This is a genomic window from Brumimicrobium oceani, assembly GCF_003143775.1.
In the GTDB taxonomy this organism is placed as follows: Bacteria; Bacteroidota; Bacteroidia; order Flavobacteriales_D; family Crocinitomicaceae; genus Brumimicrobium; species Brumimicrobium oceani.
This window is the reverse complement of the sequence record NZ_QFRJ01000002.1, coordinates 1-18492: the sequence shown is the minus strand read 5'-3', so window position 1 is coordinate 18492 and position 18492 is coordinate 1. Positions and strand designations below refer to the sequence as shown.

Annotated in this window: 14 protein-coding genes and 1 other RNA gene; 10 read left to right on the top strand and 5 right to left on the bottom strand. The window is 34.7% G+C overall.

Annotated elements, in window-relative coordinates:
* The first annotated feature begins 3 nt into the window (after positions 1-3).
* The 5 genes from DIT68_RS03000 to DIT68_RS02980 all read left to right on the top strand — a co-directional run bounded on the left by DIT68_RS03000 (position 4) and on the right by DIT68_RS02980 (position 5568).
* A complete protein-coding gene (locus DIT68_RS03000) occupies positions 4-771 on the top strand; it encodes a DUF3822 family protein (protein ID WP_109358343.1) in 768 nt (255 codons plus the stop codon).
* Entirely contained in the window at positions 762-1304 is a 543-nt protein-coding gene (locus DIT68_RS02995; RefSeq protein ID WP_109358342.1) for an RsmD family RNA methyltransferase, read from the top strand. The genes DIT68_RS03000 and DIT68_RS02995 overlap by 10 nt, the downstream gene beginning before the upstream one ends.
* 23 nt (positions 1305-1327) lie before the next feature.
* Complete coding sequence (gene coaD, locus DIT68_RS02990) at positions 1328-1789, top strand: pantetheine-phosphate adenylyltransferase (RefSeq protein WP_109358341.1); 462 nt, start codon at positions 1328-1330, stop codon at positions 1787-1789.
* Positions 1790-1865: 76 nt separating this feature from the next.
* The gene (locus tag DIT68_RS02985) at positions 1866-3305 is read left to right on the top strand and encodes a TlpA family protein disulfide reductase (RefSeq protein WP_109358340.1); all 1440 of its coding nucleotides are present in this window, start codon (positions 1866-1868) and stop codon (positions 3303-3305) included.
* A gap of 493 nt (positions 3306-3798) precedes the next feature.
* Positions 3799-5568 (top strand): ABC transporter ATP-binding protein, encoded by a 1770-nt coding sequence (locus tag DIT68_RS02980; protein ID WP_109358339.1) that lies wholly within the window; start codon positions 3799-3801, stop codon positions 5566-5568.
* A gap of 47 nt (positions 5569-5615) precedes the next feature.
* Here the strand turns inward: DIT68_RS02980 and DIT68_RS02975 are convergent, their stop codons facing one another.
* The 4 genes from DIT68_RS02975 to DIT68_RS02960 all read right to left on the bottom strand — a co-directional run bounded on the left by DIT68_RS02975 (position 5616) and on the right by DIT68_RS02960 (position 8815).
* Positions 5616-6116, bottom strand: coding sequence for a hypothetical protein (locus DIT68_RS02975; protein ID WP_146194100.1), 501 nt, complete (start codon positions 6114-6116; stop codon positions 5616-5618).
* A 22-nt stretch (positions 6117-6138) separates the two neighbouring features.
* Positions 6139-6753: a class I SAM-dependent methyltransferase gene (locus DIT68_RS02970; protein ID WP_158276095.1), complete on the bottom strand. Its 615-nt coding sequence runs from the start codon at positions 6751-6753 to the stop codon at positions 6139-6141.
* A 115-nt stretch (positions 6754-6868) separates the two neighbouring features.
* Entirely contained in the window at positions 6869-7537 is a 669-nt protein-coding gene (locus tag DIT68_RS02965; RefSeq protein ID WP_109358336.1) for a hypothetical protein, read from the bottom strand.
* A gap of 867 nt (positions 7538-8404) precedes the next feature.
* On the bottom strand, positions 8405-8815 hold the full coding sequence (locus DIT68_RS02960) for a thiol-disulfide oxidoreductase DCC family protein (RefSeq protein ID WP_109358335.1): 411 nt from the start codon (positions 8813-8815) through the stop codon (positions 8405-8407).
* A 79-nt stretch (positions 8816-8894) separates the two neighbouring features.
* On the opposite strand from DIT68_RS02960, the gene elbB reads away from it, so the two are divergent.
* The gene (gene elbB / locus DIT68_RS02955) at positions 8895-9575 is read left to right on the top strand and encodes an isoprenoid biosynthesis glyoxalase ElbB (RefSeq protein WP_109358334.1); all 681 of its coding nucleotides are present in this window, start codon (positions 8895-8897) and stop codon (positions 9573-9575) included.
* A 156-nt stretch (positions 9576-9731) separates the two neighbouring features.
* On the opposite strand, the gene tsaD is transcribed toward elbB, so the two are convergent.
* On the bottom strand, positions 9732-10766 hold the full coding sequence (tsaD, locus tag DIT68_RS02950; protein ID WP_109358333.1) for a tRNA (adenosine(37)-N6)-threonylcarbamoyltransferase complex transferase subunit TsaD: 1035 nt from the start codon (positions 10764-10766) through the stop codon (positions 9732-9734).
* Positions 10767-10790: 24 nt separating this feature from the next.
* Here tsaD and DIT68_RS02945 point away from each other — a divergent pair, with 24 nt between their 5' ends.
* From DIT68_RS02945 to ssrA, 4 genes are all read left to right on the top strand, one after another.
* Positions 10791-15410 (top strand): translocation/assembly module TamB domain-containing protein, encoded by a 4620-nt coding sequence (locus tag DIT68_RS02945; RefSeq protein WP_109358332.1) that lies wholly within the window; start codon positions 10791-10793, stop codon positions 15408-15410.
* Entirely contained in the window at positions 15407-16870 is a 1464-nt protein-coding gene (locus DIT68_RS02940) for an acetyl-CoA carboxylase biotin carboxylase subunit (protein WP_109358331.1), read from the top strand. Before DIT68_RS02945 ends, DIT68_RS02940 begins: the two co-directional genes overlap by 4 nt.
* Positions 16871-17061: 191 nt before the next feature.
* Positions 17062-17406, top strand: a complete 345-nt coding sequence (locus DIT68_RS02935; RefSeq protein WP_109358330.1) for a hypothetical protein — start codon at positions 17062-17064, stop codon at positions 17404-17406.
* A gap of 109 nt (positions 17407-17515) precedes the next feature.
* Positions 17516-17919, top strand: a transfer-messenger RNA (tmRNA) gene (gene ssrA, locus DIT68_RS02930).
* Positions 17920-18492 lie beyond the last annotated feature (573 nt).

Sequence of the window (18492 nt, the reverse complement as noted above, 5' to 3'; positions counted from 1 at the left end):
AACGTGAGTAATACACAACTTACCATACATATTTCAAGAACCTCAGTACATGTTGCTGAGGTTCTTCGTTCTAATCAAGAAATTATTCAGCAGCATCATTTTGAATTGCTGGAAGGAACACCCGATGCTTACCGAAGAAGACTAAAAGAGATCTTTAATTCGATTACGACCCTTCAAGACGAATATCCTGAATATACCATGGCTTGGTCAACTCCAAAACATACACTTGTTCCATTAAGTGTTTTCAACGAATCCTCATCTAAAGCTGTTTTTCAACTTATGTTTGGTGATGCATTAGATGAAAGGATGATTGATTTTAATCGATTAATGGAATTAAATGTGGTCAATGTTTTTGAAATTCCAGATTGGGTAAAATCTTTCTTCATTATTAAATATCCGCAGATTGCATTTAAGCATGAGCATGCAATGACGCTCCGTGCATTATTTCAAATGGGAACATTTAAGCGGCAAATTACCGTTAGCGTTAATGATGAATATGTAAACATTACAATTATTCACAAAAACGAATTGATTTTTTCTAATGCTTTTGAATATCAAACCGCTGAGGATATTCTTTATAACTTGTTGTTTGTCATTGAGCAAGAGGGATTAACCAATGAGGAGGGAAGTTTAAGCCTCTACTATACAGATGACAAAACAGAGGATATTGCGAAACAAACTTATGCTTTGGTAAATCAACTCAAACCATTGAAAAGCATTAAGTTAAATACTATTGATTCAATTCTAAAACTACAGACCCTGTGCGTATAATTAGTGGATTATTAAAAAAACAACGGTTTAGTCCTCCAAAAGGATTCCCATCTCGCCCAACAACAGATTTTGCGAAAGAAGGCTTGTTCAATATATTGGAAAATGAAATTACAATGTCTAATTTGAAAATATTAGATCTTTTCGCAGGTACCGGGAATATTTCTTTTGAGTTTGCCTCTCGTGAAGCAGGACAAATTACTTCTGTAGACAAAAACTTTCGTTGTGTAAAGTTTATGAAAGACTTTGGGAAAGAGCATAATATTGCAAAAGCTATGAATGTTGTAAAAGCAGATGTTTTGAAATTTGTAGCCAACAATCATCAATCTTATGATTTAATATTTGCCGATCCACCATTCGAAGATAAATTGCACGCAGATTTAATTGATGCAGTTATGAATAGCGAAATCTTAACACAAGAAGGTTTATTTATTCTAGAACACAGTAAGCACAATAAGTTTGAGGATCAAAAAGGATTTCAACATTCCAGAAGATATGGTCATGTTGTGTTTAGTTTCTTTAAGCATGATGCTTAACTTTATATTTAAACTTTAATTCTATGAAAACAAAAGCAGTTTTTCCGGGTTCGTTCGATCCTTTCACCAAAGGTCATGAATGTATTATCGATAAAGCATTAAAGCTTTTTGATGAAGTTATTATTGCAATTGGACAAAATACTTCAAAGAAGTATTTGTTTGATTTATCGCATAGAAAAGCACATATTGAATCCATTTTTGAGGGAAATGAAAGAGTGAAAGTTCAAGAATTTAGTGGTTTAACTGTGGAATTTTGTAAACAAATTAATGCCGAATTCATCGTGCGAGGTTTACGTGATTCTAAAGATTTTGGTTATGAAAGGAGTATCGCCCAAATGAACTTTGAAATTTCTGGCATAGAAAGTGTTTTCTTCATGACCGATCCCGAGTTTACGCCAATTAACTCTACAATTGTTAGAGAAATTCACAAAAGTGGTGGGAGTATTGATTTGTTTGTAACCAATTCAGAAAAACTCGTTAAGTAGTTATACCCTGGACTAACAGCGGGTTAAATAAAATGATATTTATTTCAAGCTTCGAAAGGGTTTAAAATTTAAAATTATGTTCAAAATTTCATTCGCTTTTTTATTCTTGATTGCTGTAAATTTGTTTGCTACTGCACAGCAACCCATAACAACAATTGAAGGTTTTGCCAATGATTATGTAGGCAAAGAAGTGAAAGTTTTTTTTATTGATGATTACCTGAGTCATTTAAGAACTCAAGTAGCGAGTACAAACGTTGCAGCAGATTCAACCTTTAAGTTGAGCTTTTATAATTCAGAAACCCGAAAAGTTAGGGTAGAAGTAGAAGATAATTTCTTTCATATTTATCTTCAGCCTGGTTCCGATTATCAGGTTTATGCTGGTGCCAGCTCTCCTTATGTTGACCCTAACGCTAAAGGAGTGGAGGTAGAGTTCTTTTTCTTGTCATTAGATTCTACTGATATTAATTACAAAATTTTAATGTTTGAGGATGCGCAGTATAATTTTCTTCAACAATATTATCAGCCCAGATCGGTTAAGTCTACAACTTTTGTTCAAAAATTAGATTCTTTTAAACTTAATTTAGCAGAGCAATATCAAGCAGATACTAGTCAATTTTTCAAGACTTACGTAAAATTCTCAGTAGCTTCTCTCGACGATTTGGCTTTCGTTGGCCACAGAAATAAATATGAGAAATTCGACTTTTACTTAAAGCCAGAAACTGTTTGGTATCACAATGACCGATATATGGATTATATCGATTCTTACTATAAAATGTATGAAAGACAATTATCTCAGTCAGTAAATGAAAAGTTCTATGAAGCAGTTATACAAAGGAGTCCAAGTTTGGCAATGAATGCCTTAGGTGGCGATTATTCGCTTAAAAATTTAAAGTTGAGAGAATTGATTATGTTGAAAATGCTTTCTGAAGTTTTTTTTACCAAAGATTATCCTCAAACTAATATTTTAACGATGATGGATAGTGTAGCTAATTATGCTCTTTTTAAGCAAAATAAGACCGTCGCATCAAACTTGAAATATCGCTTATTGGATCTTGTTCCTGGAACAAAAATTCCTGACTTTAGTATTGACGTAAATGGAACCACAAAGTATCAAAGCGATTATTATGGTAAGCATACTTACATACAATTTGTAAATAAAAATCTGCCAAAATCTCTAAATGATTTAGAATTGCTGTACAAGTTGCAGCAGAAATACTCCAAAAACATTCAGTTTGTTACAGTTTTGGTCACAAGTAAAGGGGATGAATTGCTCACAGACCCATCACCATTTATTAAAAAACACAATATTGCTTGGGATTTTTCAGTTGTTGAAAACACAAATCCTATCTTAAAAAGAATGAATGTGACTACTTATCCTCATTATATGTTGATGGATGCAGAGGGGGTTGTGGTTTCCGCTCCCGCATTGTCCCCTAGACCAAATAACGATTATGAAACAATAGAATTAACTTTCATTCAAATCGATAGAAGATATAAGGCCCTAGAACAACAGTAACGATTGTTTTATCACCTATAGAATTGCTTATCAGTTAAATGCTGGATTCATTATAACTTTACATAAACGAAAATTTAAAGCTAAAATGAAGTATAACAAATTAGTTGTTTTATTACAATTTCAATTATTTTGACTCCTTTAAGCTGATATGGCCATCCTAATCATTGATAATTAAAGAGAATTCCATTTTTATTGCAATCAATAAAATATTGGATAAAGTTACCGACAAGCCAATAGTTTAAAGGAACTACAGCCAATGCTATTTACTAATTGATTTTCAGAGCTTTTATATCCAATAGAAAATACAGAATGAAAGATTGCTCAAAAAGCATAAGTGGTTTTCTTTTTGATAGCAAAGTTTGTACTAAATGAACTGGTAATATAACTGTTGGTGTTTTTAGGCTTTTTATAGTTGATTTCTGAATTTTGGATTTATCTAAAGCGCGTTAATTTAGCATTGCAAATAAACCCAAGTTAATCCTATCTTTGCGAGATGAGAGGAATGGGAAGTCAAGAGCAGAAGACAGAGAAAAACAAGAATGTTTCCTTTAAATGGGCGTTCAAAGAGTATATATGGCCAAGAAAGAAACTCATCTTTCTGGGGCTATTCTTAATTTTAATTAAAAGTGGTGCGGGATTAATTTTACCTTACTCAACTAAGATTTTTCTAGACGATATAGTGCCCAGCGGAAATATGCAAAATTTAATGATTTTGGTAGCTGTAGTTTCTGTGGCGGTTCTAGTGCAAGCGGTTACCTCTTATTTGCTCACCTTATTGTTGAGTGTGGAGGCACAGCGCTTAATTTCTATTTTAAGAGCAGAAGTTCAACGAAAGTTATTGAAACTTCCAATTAGCTTTTTTGATAATAATAAATCAGGGGCGCTGGTTTCACGCGTCATGAACGATGTGGAAGGTGTAAGAAACCTCGTGGGAACAGGATTGGTTCAATTAATTGGTGGTTCCTTAACTGCCATTTTTTCTTTGATTATTTTATTGAATATGAATTGGGTGATGACCCTCTTCACGATTGTTCCTGTTGCTGTGTTTGGTATTGTTGCCTTGAAATCATTTAAGAAAATTCGACCAATTTTTAGGGCCAGAGGAAAAATCAATGCGGAAGTAACTGGGAGGTTAACGGAAACCTTAAATGGTGTGCGAGTAATTAAAGGTTTTAATGCCGAAGAACAAGAAAGTGTCGTGTTTGAAGATGGGGTGGAGCGCTTGTTCCAAAATGTGAAGAAAAGTTTAACTACGACTTCATTTATAACCAGTTCTTCTACCTTTTTACTTGGATTAGCTTCTGCCGGGATTATTGGGTTGAGTGGCTATTACATGATTTATGGTACAATGACCGCTGGAGATTTTATCATGTTTACTTTATTCCTTGGTTTTATGATTGCCCCGATTGTGCAGATGAGCAATATTGGTTCGCAGTTAACCGATGCCATGGCAGGACTCGATAGAACACAAGAGCTCATGAAGATGAAGGAAGAAGATGATAACGAAAAACGCACTCATGTTCTCAGAGATTTGGTAGGAGACGTGAAATTTAAAGACGTACGTTTTAGCTACGATGAAGAAAAAGAGGTCTTACATTCAATCAATTTTGAAGCTCCCGCAGGTTCTGTAACTGCTTTAGTTGGATCATCAGGTTCTGGAAAGTCTACAATTGCTGGATTAGTGGCTACTTTTTTAAATCCAACCAGCGGAAAAGTGACGATTGATGGAATAGATTTAGCCACAGTTAATTTATCTTCCTATCGTTCAAACCTTGGTGTTGTGCTACAAGATGATTTTCTTTACGAAGGAACAATCAGAGAAAACATACTATTTCCAAGACCAAATGCCACAGAAGAGGAATTACAAAAAGCCGTGATTGGTGCTTATGTGAACGAATTTACGGACAGATTCGATTTGGGACTTGACACCGTGATTGGTGAAAGAGGGGTGAAATTGTCGGGTGGACAAAGACAGAGAATTTCAATTGCAAGAGCATTACTCGCAAATCCCAAGCTGATCATTTTAGACGAGGCGACTTCAAATTTAGATACACAAAGTGAAACATTTATTCAGAAAAGTCTAAATGAACTAATGAAAGACAGAACGACTTTTGTGATTGCACACAGATTAAGTACAATTCAGCAGGCAGATCAAATTTTGGTTATTGAAGAAGGGAATATCGTTGAACGCGGAAAGCACAAAGAGCTGCTGGAAAAGGAAGGTAGATATTATGAGTTATACACTTATCAGAGCAGGATTTGATAATTATGGGTGATGAATTTCGAATTATCAATTATAAATGGTCAACATCACTCTTCAACCCTGTTGAAAACATCTTCAAAATATTTTACCCAAACACCATCAACAAGGTTTTCTCCGTATTCTATAAAATCACCTTCTGGTGAGCTTGTGAATATGAATCTTTTCGTTTCGCTAGGAGAAACAATGAGCTTTCCCTCTATGAATTCTGCTTTATAGCTTCCAGAACCCGTTTTGTAAAATGGATTGTAGGAGTAAGAATTAGTCTTTTCATCAAAATAAAAGACGGTGTGCAATTGTAATGATTCAGATTGCAAATCTAATGTGATGATGGATTGATCTAGTTTATAACTAATTTGAGTAAAAGCCGGAACTTGCTTCTCAACAACACCCTGCTTGTAGCTTTTTGAAACTCCTTCCCAATTTCCGATTAAAAAACTCAATTCTTGCATTTTTTCTTGCTGAATGGACTGACCAAAAGCGGGGAGTGCAAAAAGCATAAAGAATAGAATTCCGAAATATTTAAGTTGATTTATTAGCATATGCTTCATGTCGTTTTAAATGTAAACTTAATTATTTTCTAAACTTTTTTGCTTCTGAATAGCTTTTTACTTCTTGGTCAAAACTCGAAACCTTAAATACCCCTTGATAAAAATCTAATGAATTTTTAAAATACTGCTCACTTTCTACTGTAAACCCGGCTTTTTTTAAGGAATCATCTGTATCTCTATTCAAATTACAGCCTTCACCAATAATTCTCCACACAGGATTCACTAAGTTATACAAAAATCGCATCGGTTTATTTTGTGCGTGAATATGTTCTAAGATGATAAGTTTCCCAGAAGGTTTTAACCACTTTTTGAAATTATCAAAAGCTGTATTCTGGTTTGGAATTGTGCATAATACAAGGGTACAAACAATGAAGTCTAATGATTGGTCATCAATTATTGAGTTTAACTTGATATCATCAATACCTAAATTGAAAGTTCTGATGTGAATGTTTTCCGGAATCTTTACTTTTGATTTCTCCAACATAAAAGAAGAAGGTTCAATGGCGATAACTCTGGCTTTAGCGTTATAATATTTGAAATTCGTACCTGTTCCAGAACCCACTTCCAATATATTTCCTTCCAATTCACTGATCAGTTCTTCTCTAATTGGACCTAAAGTCAATTCTATGTTCGTCATAAACGAATCATATTTTGAGGCGAAAATTTTCTGATAGAATTTCATTGTTTGTGAAGATATGAAAATATCCGTTCGGTTTAAATTCCAGAGGAGTCCAGGTAGTAAAATACCTTCGCTAAAATAAATTTACCGAAACAAAACCTCCATAGTTGTTTTTATTTATTCTCATTGGTCCATACCAATCAAAATTAGTTGCTGCTCCGAAAGTTAATTCTTTGAAGCTAATTCCTGCACGAAGCATAATGTAGCTTCTGCTGTGATGGTCGAAGCCTATATTGTGCTTGTATACTCCTTGCAGTCTGGTGTATAATCGCAGTTTTTCGGTTAATTTTGGTTTGAATTCCAGCAGTCCTATAGTTTCAAAATTTGCATTTTTTGTTAAGTCAATCCTTGGGTTTAAAACTGCTAATATTTTTTCATTAGCAATAGAAAAAATAATTCCTGCCGATGGTCGAATTCCGTCAATCGGATTCATGATGAAGCCACTCGATAAGTCTATACCTTTAATGACGCTATAAGTCAGGTTTCCTTGCACCATGTAGTCATCGATCTTTGGCTTTTCCCATTCTGGTTGCAGGTGCGTAACACCAAAAAAGCCAAACTTGGGTAAGCTCTGTAATTTTTTATTGATAATCATTTGGTAAGAAAAATTTCGATTTCCTACAAAAGCTTCCATAGAAATTGGTGGATTCGAAATAGGAGTGGAGCTCTCTTCTTGTGCTTTTGCTAGGCAAGAAAGTGAAATTATGGATATTCCTAAAAGGAATTTGTTCAAATAGTTCATATCTAAATTTAATTACACAAAGTAAAGTTATAAGTCTACAACACGAAGGAAATCTATCGGGATTTGTCGATAATTGTACTTTCATTTTTTAAAGTTCTTTCTTTTAATTTTTAAATGCCTATCCGATACTTTACCAGTAAATATATCTAACCCAACCATAATGTGATTCAGGGGTAAACTAACAGGAATCTTTGCAAATTTATTTTTTCAACCAGTTGAAAATAAGGTTTTCAACTCTGTAAGGATTTGGCCTAATTAAATAGAGTTCCTTTTGTTGTCGTAGATTAAGTAGCTGGTAAAGTTCCCAATAAGCATTAATTTTTTGATTCCACTTAAAGTTACCACTAATTTCAATTTAAAACCTTTGAGATTAGTTTAATATGACTTAATGACTTATTGAAGATTTTCTAATCAACAAAAGAGATTCCTCAATACTCGGTATTTTCGGAATGACAATCGATAGCTTGGTTAGGTGGGGAAAGTTGCTGAAGCAAAGCTTCAGCAACTTTCCCCAATCAATAGTACATAACACCTGTCATTCCGGAGGAGTTAAACGACTGAGGAATCTCTTTTTGATTATCATCATATATTAATTTAGCTGCAAAGTCATAATTTATAGCTAGTTATTTCTGTTATATAGAGCTGGTAAGATAGCGGGTAACCCATTAATTTTAAAAGGAGTAAGTTATCATTATGGCCTAAGTAATATCTAACAGGCCAAAGGAAAACATAAATCAGATAAGGACTTTTGGACTTTAGATAAATTACACTTTTGTCAGTTTGGTCTTCTGTCAATTAAAAACCTTACATTCTAAAATATAGAAAATATCTTTTCGCACATTGTTTCCCTTGTTACCCGATCATTCGTTAAGCCATAAAAAACTTCTTTTCTTCCTCCAAAGGCATAGCGCAATAACCTGGTCGTATACTGTGTCGGCGTTTTGCAATTTGGTCATATATCCAATCTCGGATAAATGGAGGTACGATAAAACCGATATAATAGAGAAGGGGATAGGCCTTTCTTAAATTTTTCGCAATACGAAGGGCCGCAGTAGATTTCTTATATAATTTCTGATGCTCGATCAAGTATAAAGTATTCATCTTTATTTCTTCATTAAATCGGGACATGATTTGGTGAGCTTTATCTGATTGCAAAGGAATGAAATAGAAGTCTGTCTTACGATTTTTGAGAATTAATTGAACAGAAGTATTGCAGAATCCACAATCGCCATCGTAGAAAACAATTCGCTTTAATTTTAGGACTTCTTCCAAATTCATTGCTTAATTCTATTTAAAAACAAATTTAATCCTTTATCTTAGAAGTCTTGAGATTTTTAAAAGAACAAAAGATTATAATATGAAAATAGGAGTTTTATTATCCGGTTGTGGAGTGTATGATGGAGCGGAAATTCATGAATCGGTATTTGCATTATTGGCAATTGCAGAGGCTGGACATGAGGCGGTTTGCATAAGTGTAGATAAAAATCAACACCATGTCGTAAACCATTTGAATGGTGAAGAACAGAAGGAAAGCCGCAATATGATGGTGGAATCGGCAAGAATTGCTAGAGGTGAAGTCACAGAAATTAACGATATAACTCCAGCAGATTTAGACATGATTGTAATTCCCGGTGGTTTTGGAAGTGCGAAAAACTTTACTTCATGGGCATTTGAAGGTCCAAATGGAAGTATTCTGCCTGAAGTAAAATTGTTACTGGTAAACATGGCCAATGTTGGAAAACCAATTGTTGCCTTGTGCGTAAGTCCAGTGGTTGTAGCCAAGGCGTTTGAAGGCTCTAATGTGAAAACCTTTATGACCATTGGTTCAGATAAAGCAGAATCTGATTATGATATCAATGGATTTGTTGAAGGACTTTCAAAAACGGGCGTGGCCACAACAATGAAATTAGCCAATGAAATCAATGTGGATAGGGTAAACAAAGTAGTTACCGCACCTTGCTACATGATGAAATCCGATTTAATTACATTAAGAAACAATATTGCAAATGCGATAAATGCAGGGATTGAGTTAGTTTAATTAATTACAAATTACGAATTTTCAGTTAGGAATTATGAAAATTTAACGCGCTCTTTTTGCGAGTAAAATTGCAACTAAGCAGTTGCTCTAGGCTTTTTTGTGACCTGCTCGCCAAGTCCCAAATTCGTAACGCTTAATTGAAAAATTCGTGATTATTTAAATTTTCAACCGAGCCATAGGACTAATTGATTGATCTGCGAAAGTTCCATTTAAATAATGATATCTTCCAGTAATGGCAATCATTGCAGCGTTGTCTGTACAGTATTCAAATTTTGGAATATAGGTTTTCCAATTGTGCTTTTCACCTTCTTCAGTCAAGCGTTTTCTGATTCCAGAATTAGCGGAAACGCCTCCTGCAATAGCCACTTCATTAATGTTAAAGTGTTTTGTTGCTTTAATTAATTTATCAAACAGAATATCTATTATTGTTTTTTGCAAACTCGCACAAATATCGTTTAGGTTATGCACAACGAAATCCTTGTCTTTTTTGGTTTCACGCTGTAAGAATTGCAAAACGTTTGTTTTTAATCCACTGAAACTGTAATTGAAATCAGCCATTTCTGGTTTTGTGAATTGATAAGCTTCCTGATTTCCTAGTTGAGCATGTTTGTCAATTAGCGGTCCACCAGGATAAGGTAAGCCCAATAATTTCGCGGTTTTATCAAATGCTTCGCCTGCAGCGTCATCTTTTGTTGTTCCCACAACTTCCATGTCTAAAAAATCTCGAACCAAAACAATCTGCGTGTGTCCACCGGAAACAGTCAAACAAATGAAGGGAAACGAAGGTTTTTCTTTAATGCCATCATTTGTTGGCTCATCTATAAAGTGTGCTAGAACATGACCATGCATGTGATTTACTTCAACCATTGGAATATCTAGTCCCAAGGCAAAAGATTTCGCAAATGATGTCCCAACGATTAAACTCCCTAATAAACCAGGTCCTCGAGTAAAAGCGATGGCATCGATGTCTTCTTTATTTATTTTAGCATTTTTTATTGCTGCATCTACAACGGGCAGAATGTTTTGTTGATGTGCACGAGAAGCAAGTTCAGGAACTACGCCACCATAGGCCTCATGAACTTTTTGCCCAGCAATTTCATTACTTAAAATGGCCTCGTTTTTGAGTACTGCAGCAGAGGTATCATCACATGATGATTCAATACCTAGAATGATAATATCTTTTTTTGACAACTTTGAATATCTTTGTTATTACGAATGACAAAATTACTGAAAATACTAGGGAATTTCACCCTTATACTGTTTGAGATTTCACTTATCTTAATCATATCATTCGCCTTTTTGATAAGGACTTCCTATTTCCAGACTTTTCTGGCTAAACAAGGTGCGCAGTATGTAGCCGAAATGATAGATACAGAGGTTTCTATCGGTAAAGTGGATATCACTTTTCTTGATCGGGTTTACTTTGATCAACTGTATATTGAAGATCAAAAAAAGGATACCTTAATTTATATTGATGAGTTTTTTGTCAATTTTAATCTTGCTGGTGCATTCAACCTCAACTTTCATATTGATGAAGTAGGAGTGAAGGATGCGCGATTTGCGCTAAAAAAGTACAAAGGAGAAGAAGATTTTAATTTACAATTTGTTTTGGATGCTTTCTCGTCAGATTCTGCGCAATCCAAATCGCCAGATTTCAAGATTAATGTTTATGAAGCCAATATTTCAAATGCTCATTTCTCTTTGGAAGACCAAAATGAAGAGATCACGCCTTTTGGTGTAGATTACAATCATTTGAATGGTCGAAACATTCACCTTAATGCTGAAAATATCATTATTTCACCCGATAGTTACGCGGGGGACATCAAACATTTAGCCTTATATGAACGCAGTGGTTTTGATTTGAGGAAATTATCGGCCAAGGCGAAATTCAATAATCAAGGTTTAGATTTAAGAGAAACTTCTGTCATTACTGAATTCACCAGTCTGGCTGTAGATAGTTTTTTGTTAAAGGCGAATTCACTTTCAGAGTTTTCAGACTTTGTTGAAAAAGTTCAAATGGAAAGCTTTTTCGACACTTCCTATGTTTCTTTAGAAGACGTTTCATACTTCGCTCCACAATTAAAAGGAATGAACGATTTAGTTTTATTAACTGGTTCTTCGCGACAAGCAGTTCAGGACTTGCAATTGGAAGACATTTACATTAGATATGGTAAAGGTACGAGTATAAAAGGAGATTTTTCGCTACCAGATTTCGCTAAGCTATCAAAAGCAAATATCGATCAAGAACTAGATTTTTTAGCATTAAACATTGAAGATGTCGAAGGTTTTAAATTACCTGAAAGTGCTTTAATAGATTATATTAAATGGCCAGAAGCAATAAGTTCGCTGACGAATATAAGCGCCAGTAATTTGAAATTGAAAGGCTCTATGACAGATATAAATGTCAGTTTAGATGAATTAGGAACCAATATTGGATCTTTTGGTTTTAAAGATGAATTTAGGGTGATTTCTGACACTAATTTTTCCGCTATTACCATTATTCCTAGAAGCAGGTCTAATGATCAAATTCAATTAACCAATCTAGAAATAGGTAAAGTTTTAAAAAGTTCAGATTATGGAGCTTTAAATGGGTATATCGGAATGAAATCCGCTACTATAAAAAATGGTGACTTCACAGCCAATGGTTTATCTGGTGTTTTAGAAGAAACATCTTTGTTTGGTTATGCTTACGATTACATCATATTAGATCAACTTTCCTACAAAATAAATAACCAAAGGTCTATTTCTCAGAATGAGATCAAAGGAAATATATATGTTAGAGATGATAACTTCGATTTAACGTTTAATGGATTTGCTAGTTTAGGAAATGTGTTAGACATTAAGGCGAAAATTGCCTTAGAATGTGCTCATTTATACCAGTTGAATCCAGCTTTGTCAAATAGAGGAGAGCTCAATACAACCATTCATCTAGATTTGGTTGGGGAAAATTTCGACGATTTTAAAGGGAATTTAATTATTGATTCAATTTACTACGAGGAAGAAGAGAATTCTTTTCATACTACGAATTTCCTAGGTTTTATGGAAAGAAACGCAGTAAAGGACAGTATTTCAATCCAATCAAAAATAGTGGATGCCAACTTAAATGGTAAAATTGATTATTCAAATGTGACTCAGAACATTACCTATCAGCTTGCTCAAATCATTCCAGCCTTAAGCCCCGAAACAGACATGGATGTGAATGATCAACTAACACATTTTAATTATGACATTAAATTTAAGGAAATAAATGACCTTTTATCTGTATTTGTTCCATCATTAGAAATTGCAGATCAAGCCATTATAGATGGTTATTATAACGGAGAATTAAATAATTTAGGTGTAAATATTAATGCAAATTATGTTTCTTATGATTCTATTCGTATCAACAATATCAATGCTTTACAGGAAGTTTCTAATCGTGAACTTTTGGCTTTAATCGATGTGCGCACAATAACAATTAAAGACTCCTTAGCTTTTAAAGATATTCACTTTACGGGCTTGGCAGCAAAGGGAACAATAGACTCGCAACTGCTCTTCGAAGATCCTTCAAGCTCTAGATCAAACATTGAATGGTTTACTGAATTGCGTGATAATGGTGGGTTTGAAATAGATGTACTGCCATCTTACATAAATATCAATGAGCACCGCTGGAACTTGATAAAAACTGCCGAAATTAATTATGCAGACAGTTGTTTTGTTATCGAAGGTTTAAAATTAGAACATGAAGATCAATACATTTCAGCGAATGGGCAGCTTTCTAACTCTACATTCGATAGGTTATATATTGATATTATGGATTTGAACTTGAATGAATTAGGCAACATTGCTGGCCCCGATGTCAACCTTTCTGGAATAGCCAACCTCGCAGGTTTTATTACAACGCCTACAACTAATCTTCAGTTTTTTGGTGAGGCGATTATTGAAGAATTTTTCATAAACAAAACAGAAGTAGGAAATGTGAGTTTTGGAGCAGATTATCAAGCGGAAAGCGAAAAGATAAAGATGTTTGGCGATATTTTTTATCGTAACGAGCAAACCTTCGCTTTTAAAGGAAATTACCTACTAAAGGAAGAGGATGAAAATAGCCGATTGGATTATACAATGAATTTTAATTCGACGGATATTTCAGTGGTTAATGAATTTTTGGATCCAGATGTGGTTCGTGATTTACAGGGAAAACTTGAAGGGAGCTTGACCCTAACTGGAACATTTGCTGAACCAGAAGTTAAAGGTAAAATTGGTTTTCGTGAAGGTATGGTCAACATTGCTTTACTCGGGTCAGACATGTTTTTTAGTGGTGAAATTGAATCTGTAAAAGATGGGTTTTATATTAATCAAATGCCTGTCAAAGATGTAGAGGGAAATACAGGGTTCATTACAGGGTCTTTATTCCATAATAATTTCACAGATTTCCTTTTTGAGATTATTGTTAATTTAGAGGAACATCCTACTAAACGTATTCCAACAGACAGGTCAAGGGCACTCCCTGTAGAGCGTTTCAAGGTTATGAACACAGCATATGACATTAATAGTGCATATTATGGAGATGCTTATGTGACAGGAATTGCCAATATTTCTGGAACAACAGACAATCTTTCAATTATCGTGAATGCTAAAACCAAAAAGGGAACAAAGATTGTCTTGCCCATGTATGGACCAACAACAATTGAAGAAGATGGCTTTATTTCTTTTAAAAGTTCAGGTGAATTGGAGGAGGTTGAAAAGAAAGTCGACCTAACGGGGGTAGATTTACAATTGAATTTTGATGTTACTGAGGATGCTGAAGTCAAGCTTATTTTTGATGAAAAAATTGGAGACGAAATTTCAGCAAGAGGAAATGGGAATTTGAGTATGTCTGTAAACCAATTTAATGAGCTAGCTATGGATGGTACTTTCACTGTTGCAAGTGGAGTGTATAACTTTGCAATGGGACCATATAAACAAAACTTTAGTATTGAGTCAGGCAGCACTGTGCAATGGGCAGGAGATCCATTTGAAGCCTTGTTAGATATCAATGCATTTTACAAAACAACGGCTAATTTATCTGTAGTAATGCCGAATGTCGTTGAAAATCAATCTTCCAATAATGAAGAAATCCTTTCCTATCTAACCATAAGAGGAAATATGATGAATCCCCAAATTTCATTTGACCTGGACGCCCCGAAAGCATCAGAGTCAGGAAGATCAGTAATAGCCAGAATTAGAAGTGATCAGGATGAATTGAATAAACAATTCTTTTCTATATTGATATCAAAATCCTTTATGCCTTTGACAGGTGGAGCTGGAGGTGGAACAGGTGGGGCGTTTTTAGATTTAGCTTCAACACAAATTAATGCGTTACTGAATAAAATTTCAGAAGGTTATCAAATGAATGTAAATTTGGAAAATGATGATTATTCGGGACAGTTTTCAGGAGAATTTGGTGTTTCTAAAGGTTTTTTAGACGACAGACTTTTGATTTCAGGCTCTTTTGGAGTTGGAACACAAAAAACTGCAAATGCGAATAATGCGGGAATGTCAAGTCAAAATACATTGATTGGTGACGTTAAAGTCGAATATTTATTAAATGAGCAAGGAACATTTAGAATGAACGTTTTTAATGAATCAAATAACTATACTGTGCTTCAAAATGAGGGTAGAGGACAATTTACTCAAGGAGTTGGTGTGAGTTATAAAGAAGATTTTCATACATTAGAGGACTTTAAACTCTTTCAGTTTTTTGCAAATATATTCAGAAAAAGAAAGAATTGGGTTGATTTACAAGAAAGTAGAGATAAAAGAATTCCTATACCTGAGGAATTAATTGAAGGAAACGCGATAAAAAACGAAGAATGAAAAAAGTATTAATTGCAAATAGAGGTGAAATTGCCAGAAGGGTTATACGTACTTTAAAGAAAATGAATATTAAGTCTGTTGCTGTTTATTCAGATGCAGACAAAAACGCACCATTTGTTCATGAGGCCGATGAAGCCGTGAGGATTGGTCCCGCTCCATCTGCCGAAAGTTATTTGGTTCAAGATAAGATAATTGAGGTGGCTAAAAACTTAAATGTGGATGCAATTCATCCAGGATATGGTTTTTTATCTGAAAATGCTGATTTTGCGGAACGACTGAAAAACGAGGGAATTATTTTAATTGGACCTTCAGCCGAAGCAATGAAGATAATGGGAGATAAGCTCAGTGCAAAACAAGCAGTAAAGGCTTATGATGTGCCTCTAGTTCCTGGAATTGATAAAGCCGTAGTTGATTTCTCTGAGGCAAAAGAAATTGCGCTTCAAATCGGATTTCCCGTGCTAATAAAAGCTTCTGCCGGAGGTGGAGGAAAAGGAATGCGTTTGGTTGAAAAAGCTGAAGATATGGAAGAGCAAATGGGATTGGCGCAATCAGAAGCGCGATCATCTTTCGGAAATGATGCCGTTTTCGTTGAGAAGTTTGTTACAAAACCTCGTCATATTGAAATTCAAATTTTTGCTGATAATCATGGGAATGTCATTCATTTACATGAACGTGAATGTAGTATTCAACGTCGACACCAAAAAGTAATTGAAGAAGCTCCAAGTGCTATTTTAACTCCAGAACTAAGAAAAGAAATGGGAGAAGCAGCTTGCGCCGTAGCCAAAGCATGTGATTATTCTGGTGCGGGAACAGTCGAGTTTTTGTTGGATGGAGATTTAAATTTCTACTTCCTTGAGATGAATACTCGCCTGCAAGTTGAGCACCCTGTTACGGAGGAAATTACTGGTTTGGACTTAGTTGAAATGCAAATTAGAGTTGCGAATAACGAAGTTTTACCAATCAAACAAGAAGAGGTGAAGTTAAATGGTCATGCCATGGAAGTACGCGTCTATGCTGAAGACGCACTGAGTAATTTTATGCCAGATATTGGAACATTAAATAGGTATAAAAAACCAGTCGCAGATTATATCAGAATTGATGATGCTTTTGAAGAGGGAATGGAAATTCCGATTTACTATGATCCAATGATTGCAAAATTAGTGACATGGGGAAAAACAAGAGAGGAATCGATTGATAGAATGATCGAAGCGATCGACGCCTATGAAATTTCAGGATTGAGAACTACCTTAGATTTTGGTAAGTATGTAATGAAACACCAATCATTTAGAAGTGGTGACTTTGATACAAACTTCGTAAAACATTATTTCTCTGACCCTACAATTATGCATGTAGCGCAAGAGCAAGAAAAGAGAGCTCTAGAAGCCTCGCTTGATAGAATTTGGGATGATGTTACGCAAGCTAATAATCAAGAAGCGATCTCAGAGCAACTAAGAAAATAAAACAATTAAAAAGGCTTACTTGATAGAGTAAGCCTTTTTAGCTGCTTATTAAATGATTTAAGCCTAACCCTCATATGTCCGTACGGAAACTGGCGAAAAATATAAAATAAATAGAACCAATTTTTAAAGTCGCGAAAACTCGTGGTTGATTTTAATATGGTTTCGGACAACCACTAAAAAATACATTGCAAATGAACGAACCAATAACAATAAATCGAAATGCTGTTTTAATCATTCCAAAACAAGCTTTTTTTGACTGGGCAAATTCTGTTTTTCCTGAAGACCCTACGAATGCAACTGATTATAGCGAGTACAATACATATTTAATCGCAGAAGATAGCTTTCAAGATAATGCAGAAGAGGCTTTAGAGAATTACTGGGAATTTATATTCGAAAATGAACTTTTTGATATCTCTACAGATGATGATGATTGGCCAAAAGATTTAACCTGGGAACTATTTAAGAGTTTCTTTAACTTTCATTTTAGTTCTATTGTAACTGATTTAGAAGATAACCCATTTTATATGGAGAATTAAAGATATAGCAATAGGTTAGGAGTAGAGTCTTTCAAGAAATAACAATTATTCACTTTCACATTATTAATTATCCATTATAATTTCTTATTTTTGTAAAACTAAATTGTATGGGGCTGACCTGGATTTGACAGCAACTGCATATAGTTAGTATAAGCATGTCGAGCCATGTGGTGAGTCTCGTTAATCTCTGGTCACACACGATAATTGACAACACGTCATATAATCTTGCAGCATAATAACCTCAGGTTATTGGCTTAATCCACTCCGAAGCACAGTAAGAGGGACAAGTTTCTCGCCAGTTCTCCCGTCTCATGAGCGCTGGACCCCGAGAAATCAACAATTTGAGAATAGTTTGTAAACGGCTTCTGTTTGCTTGCGAAATTTAACGAAGATAAGTTATGGTAAGGGTGTTTGTGTCCGTTCCATAATCGAAAATCTAATCATAAACTAAACATGTAGAAGGCTGATTATTTCATTGTTTGGACGAGGGTTCGAACCCCTCCAGCTCCACAATATTAAATTGAAAAGGGACTCTCCAATTTTATGGGGAGTTTTTTTTTGAAGGAAAAATGGGTGAGAAGTTTATGCTGAGCGACTTCAGGAGTCGAAGTAAACCCCTCCAGCTCCACAATATTAAATTGAAAAGAGACTCTCCAATTTTATGGGGAGTTTTTTTTGTAAAATAAATAGGTCAACAGTTAACGGAATAGTCTCAAACAGGATCATGACTAATTGTTTATAGGGCTACTGTAAATCTGTCCATCTCCACTTTACTTTATTTTCTATTGCGTCAAAGTCTTTATGTTGTCTTGAGAAAGTTCTGTTTGTTTTATACCTTATATATACAGTTCATACTTTTCTAAAACCACCTCGTTTTATCTCGATCCTCCCGTTCGAGTTTAAGCTCCCTACTCTACCGCGAGCTTCAAGCTCGAGGTTCTAAGTTTTTTTTAAAAAACTTTTCAAATTAAATCAAACATTTTAAGAGAGTTAAGCATTAATTTAAAAATACTTCAATAATAGTTTCCGAAAAAGCTTGGATATGGAAAAAAGCTCAGTATCTTTGCACCCCGCAAACGAGCTGGG

Coding starts and splice junctions, on each gene's coding strand:
- coaD (WP_109358341.1), top strand. CDS start 1,328: ATGAAAACAAAAGCAGTTTTTCCGGGTTCGTTCGATCCTTTCACCAAA.
- DIT68_RS02985 (WP_109358340.1), top strand. CDS start 1,866: ATGTTCAAAATTTCATTCGCTTTTTTATTCTTGATTGCTGTAAATTTG.
- DIT68_RS02980 (WP_109358339.1), top strand. CDS start 3,799: ATGAGAGGAATGGGAAGTCAAGAGCAGAAGACAGAGAAAAACAAGAAT.
- DIT68_RS02975 (WP_146194100.1), bottom strand. CDS start 6,116: ATGAAGCATATGCTAATAAATCAACTTAAATATTTCGGAATTCTATTC.
- DIT68_RS02970 (WP_158276095.1), bottom strand. CDS start 6,753: ATGACGAACATAGAATTGACTTTAGGTCCAATTAGAGAAGAACTGATC.
- DIT68_RS02965 (WP_109358336.1), bottom strand. CDS start 7,537: ATGAACTATTTGAACAAATTCCTTTTAGGAATATCCATAATTTCACTT.
- DIT68_RS02960 (WP_109358335.1), bottom strand. CDS start 8,815: ATGAATTTGGAAGAAGTCCTAAAATTAAAGCGAATTGTTTTCTACGAT.
- elbB (WP_109358334.1), top strand. CDS start 8,895: ATGAAAATAGGAGTTTTATTATCCGGTTGTGGAGTGTATGATGGAGCG.
- DIT68_RS02945 (WP_109358332.1), top strand. CDS start 10,791: ATGACAAAATTACTGAAAATACTAGGGAATTTCACCCTTATACTGTTT.
- DIT68_RS02940 (WP_109358331.1), top strand. CDS start 15,407: ATGAAAAAAGTATTAATTGCAAATAGAGGTGAAATTGCCAGAAGGGTT.
- DIT68_RS02935 (WP_109358330.1), top strand. CDS start 17,062: ATGAACGAACCAATAACAATAAATCGAAATGCTGTTTTAATCATTCCA.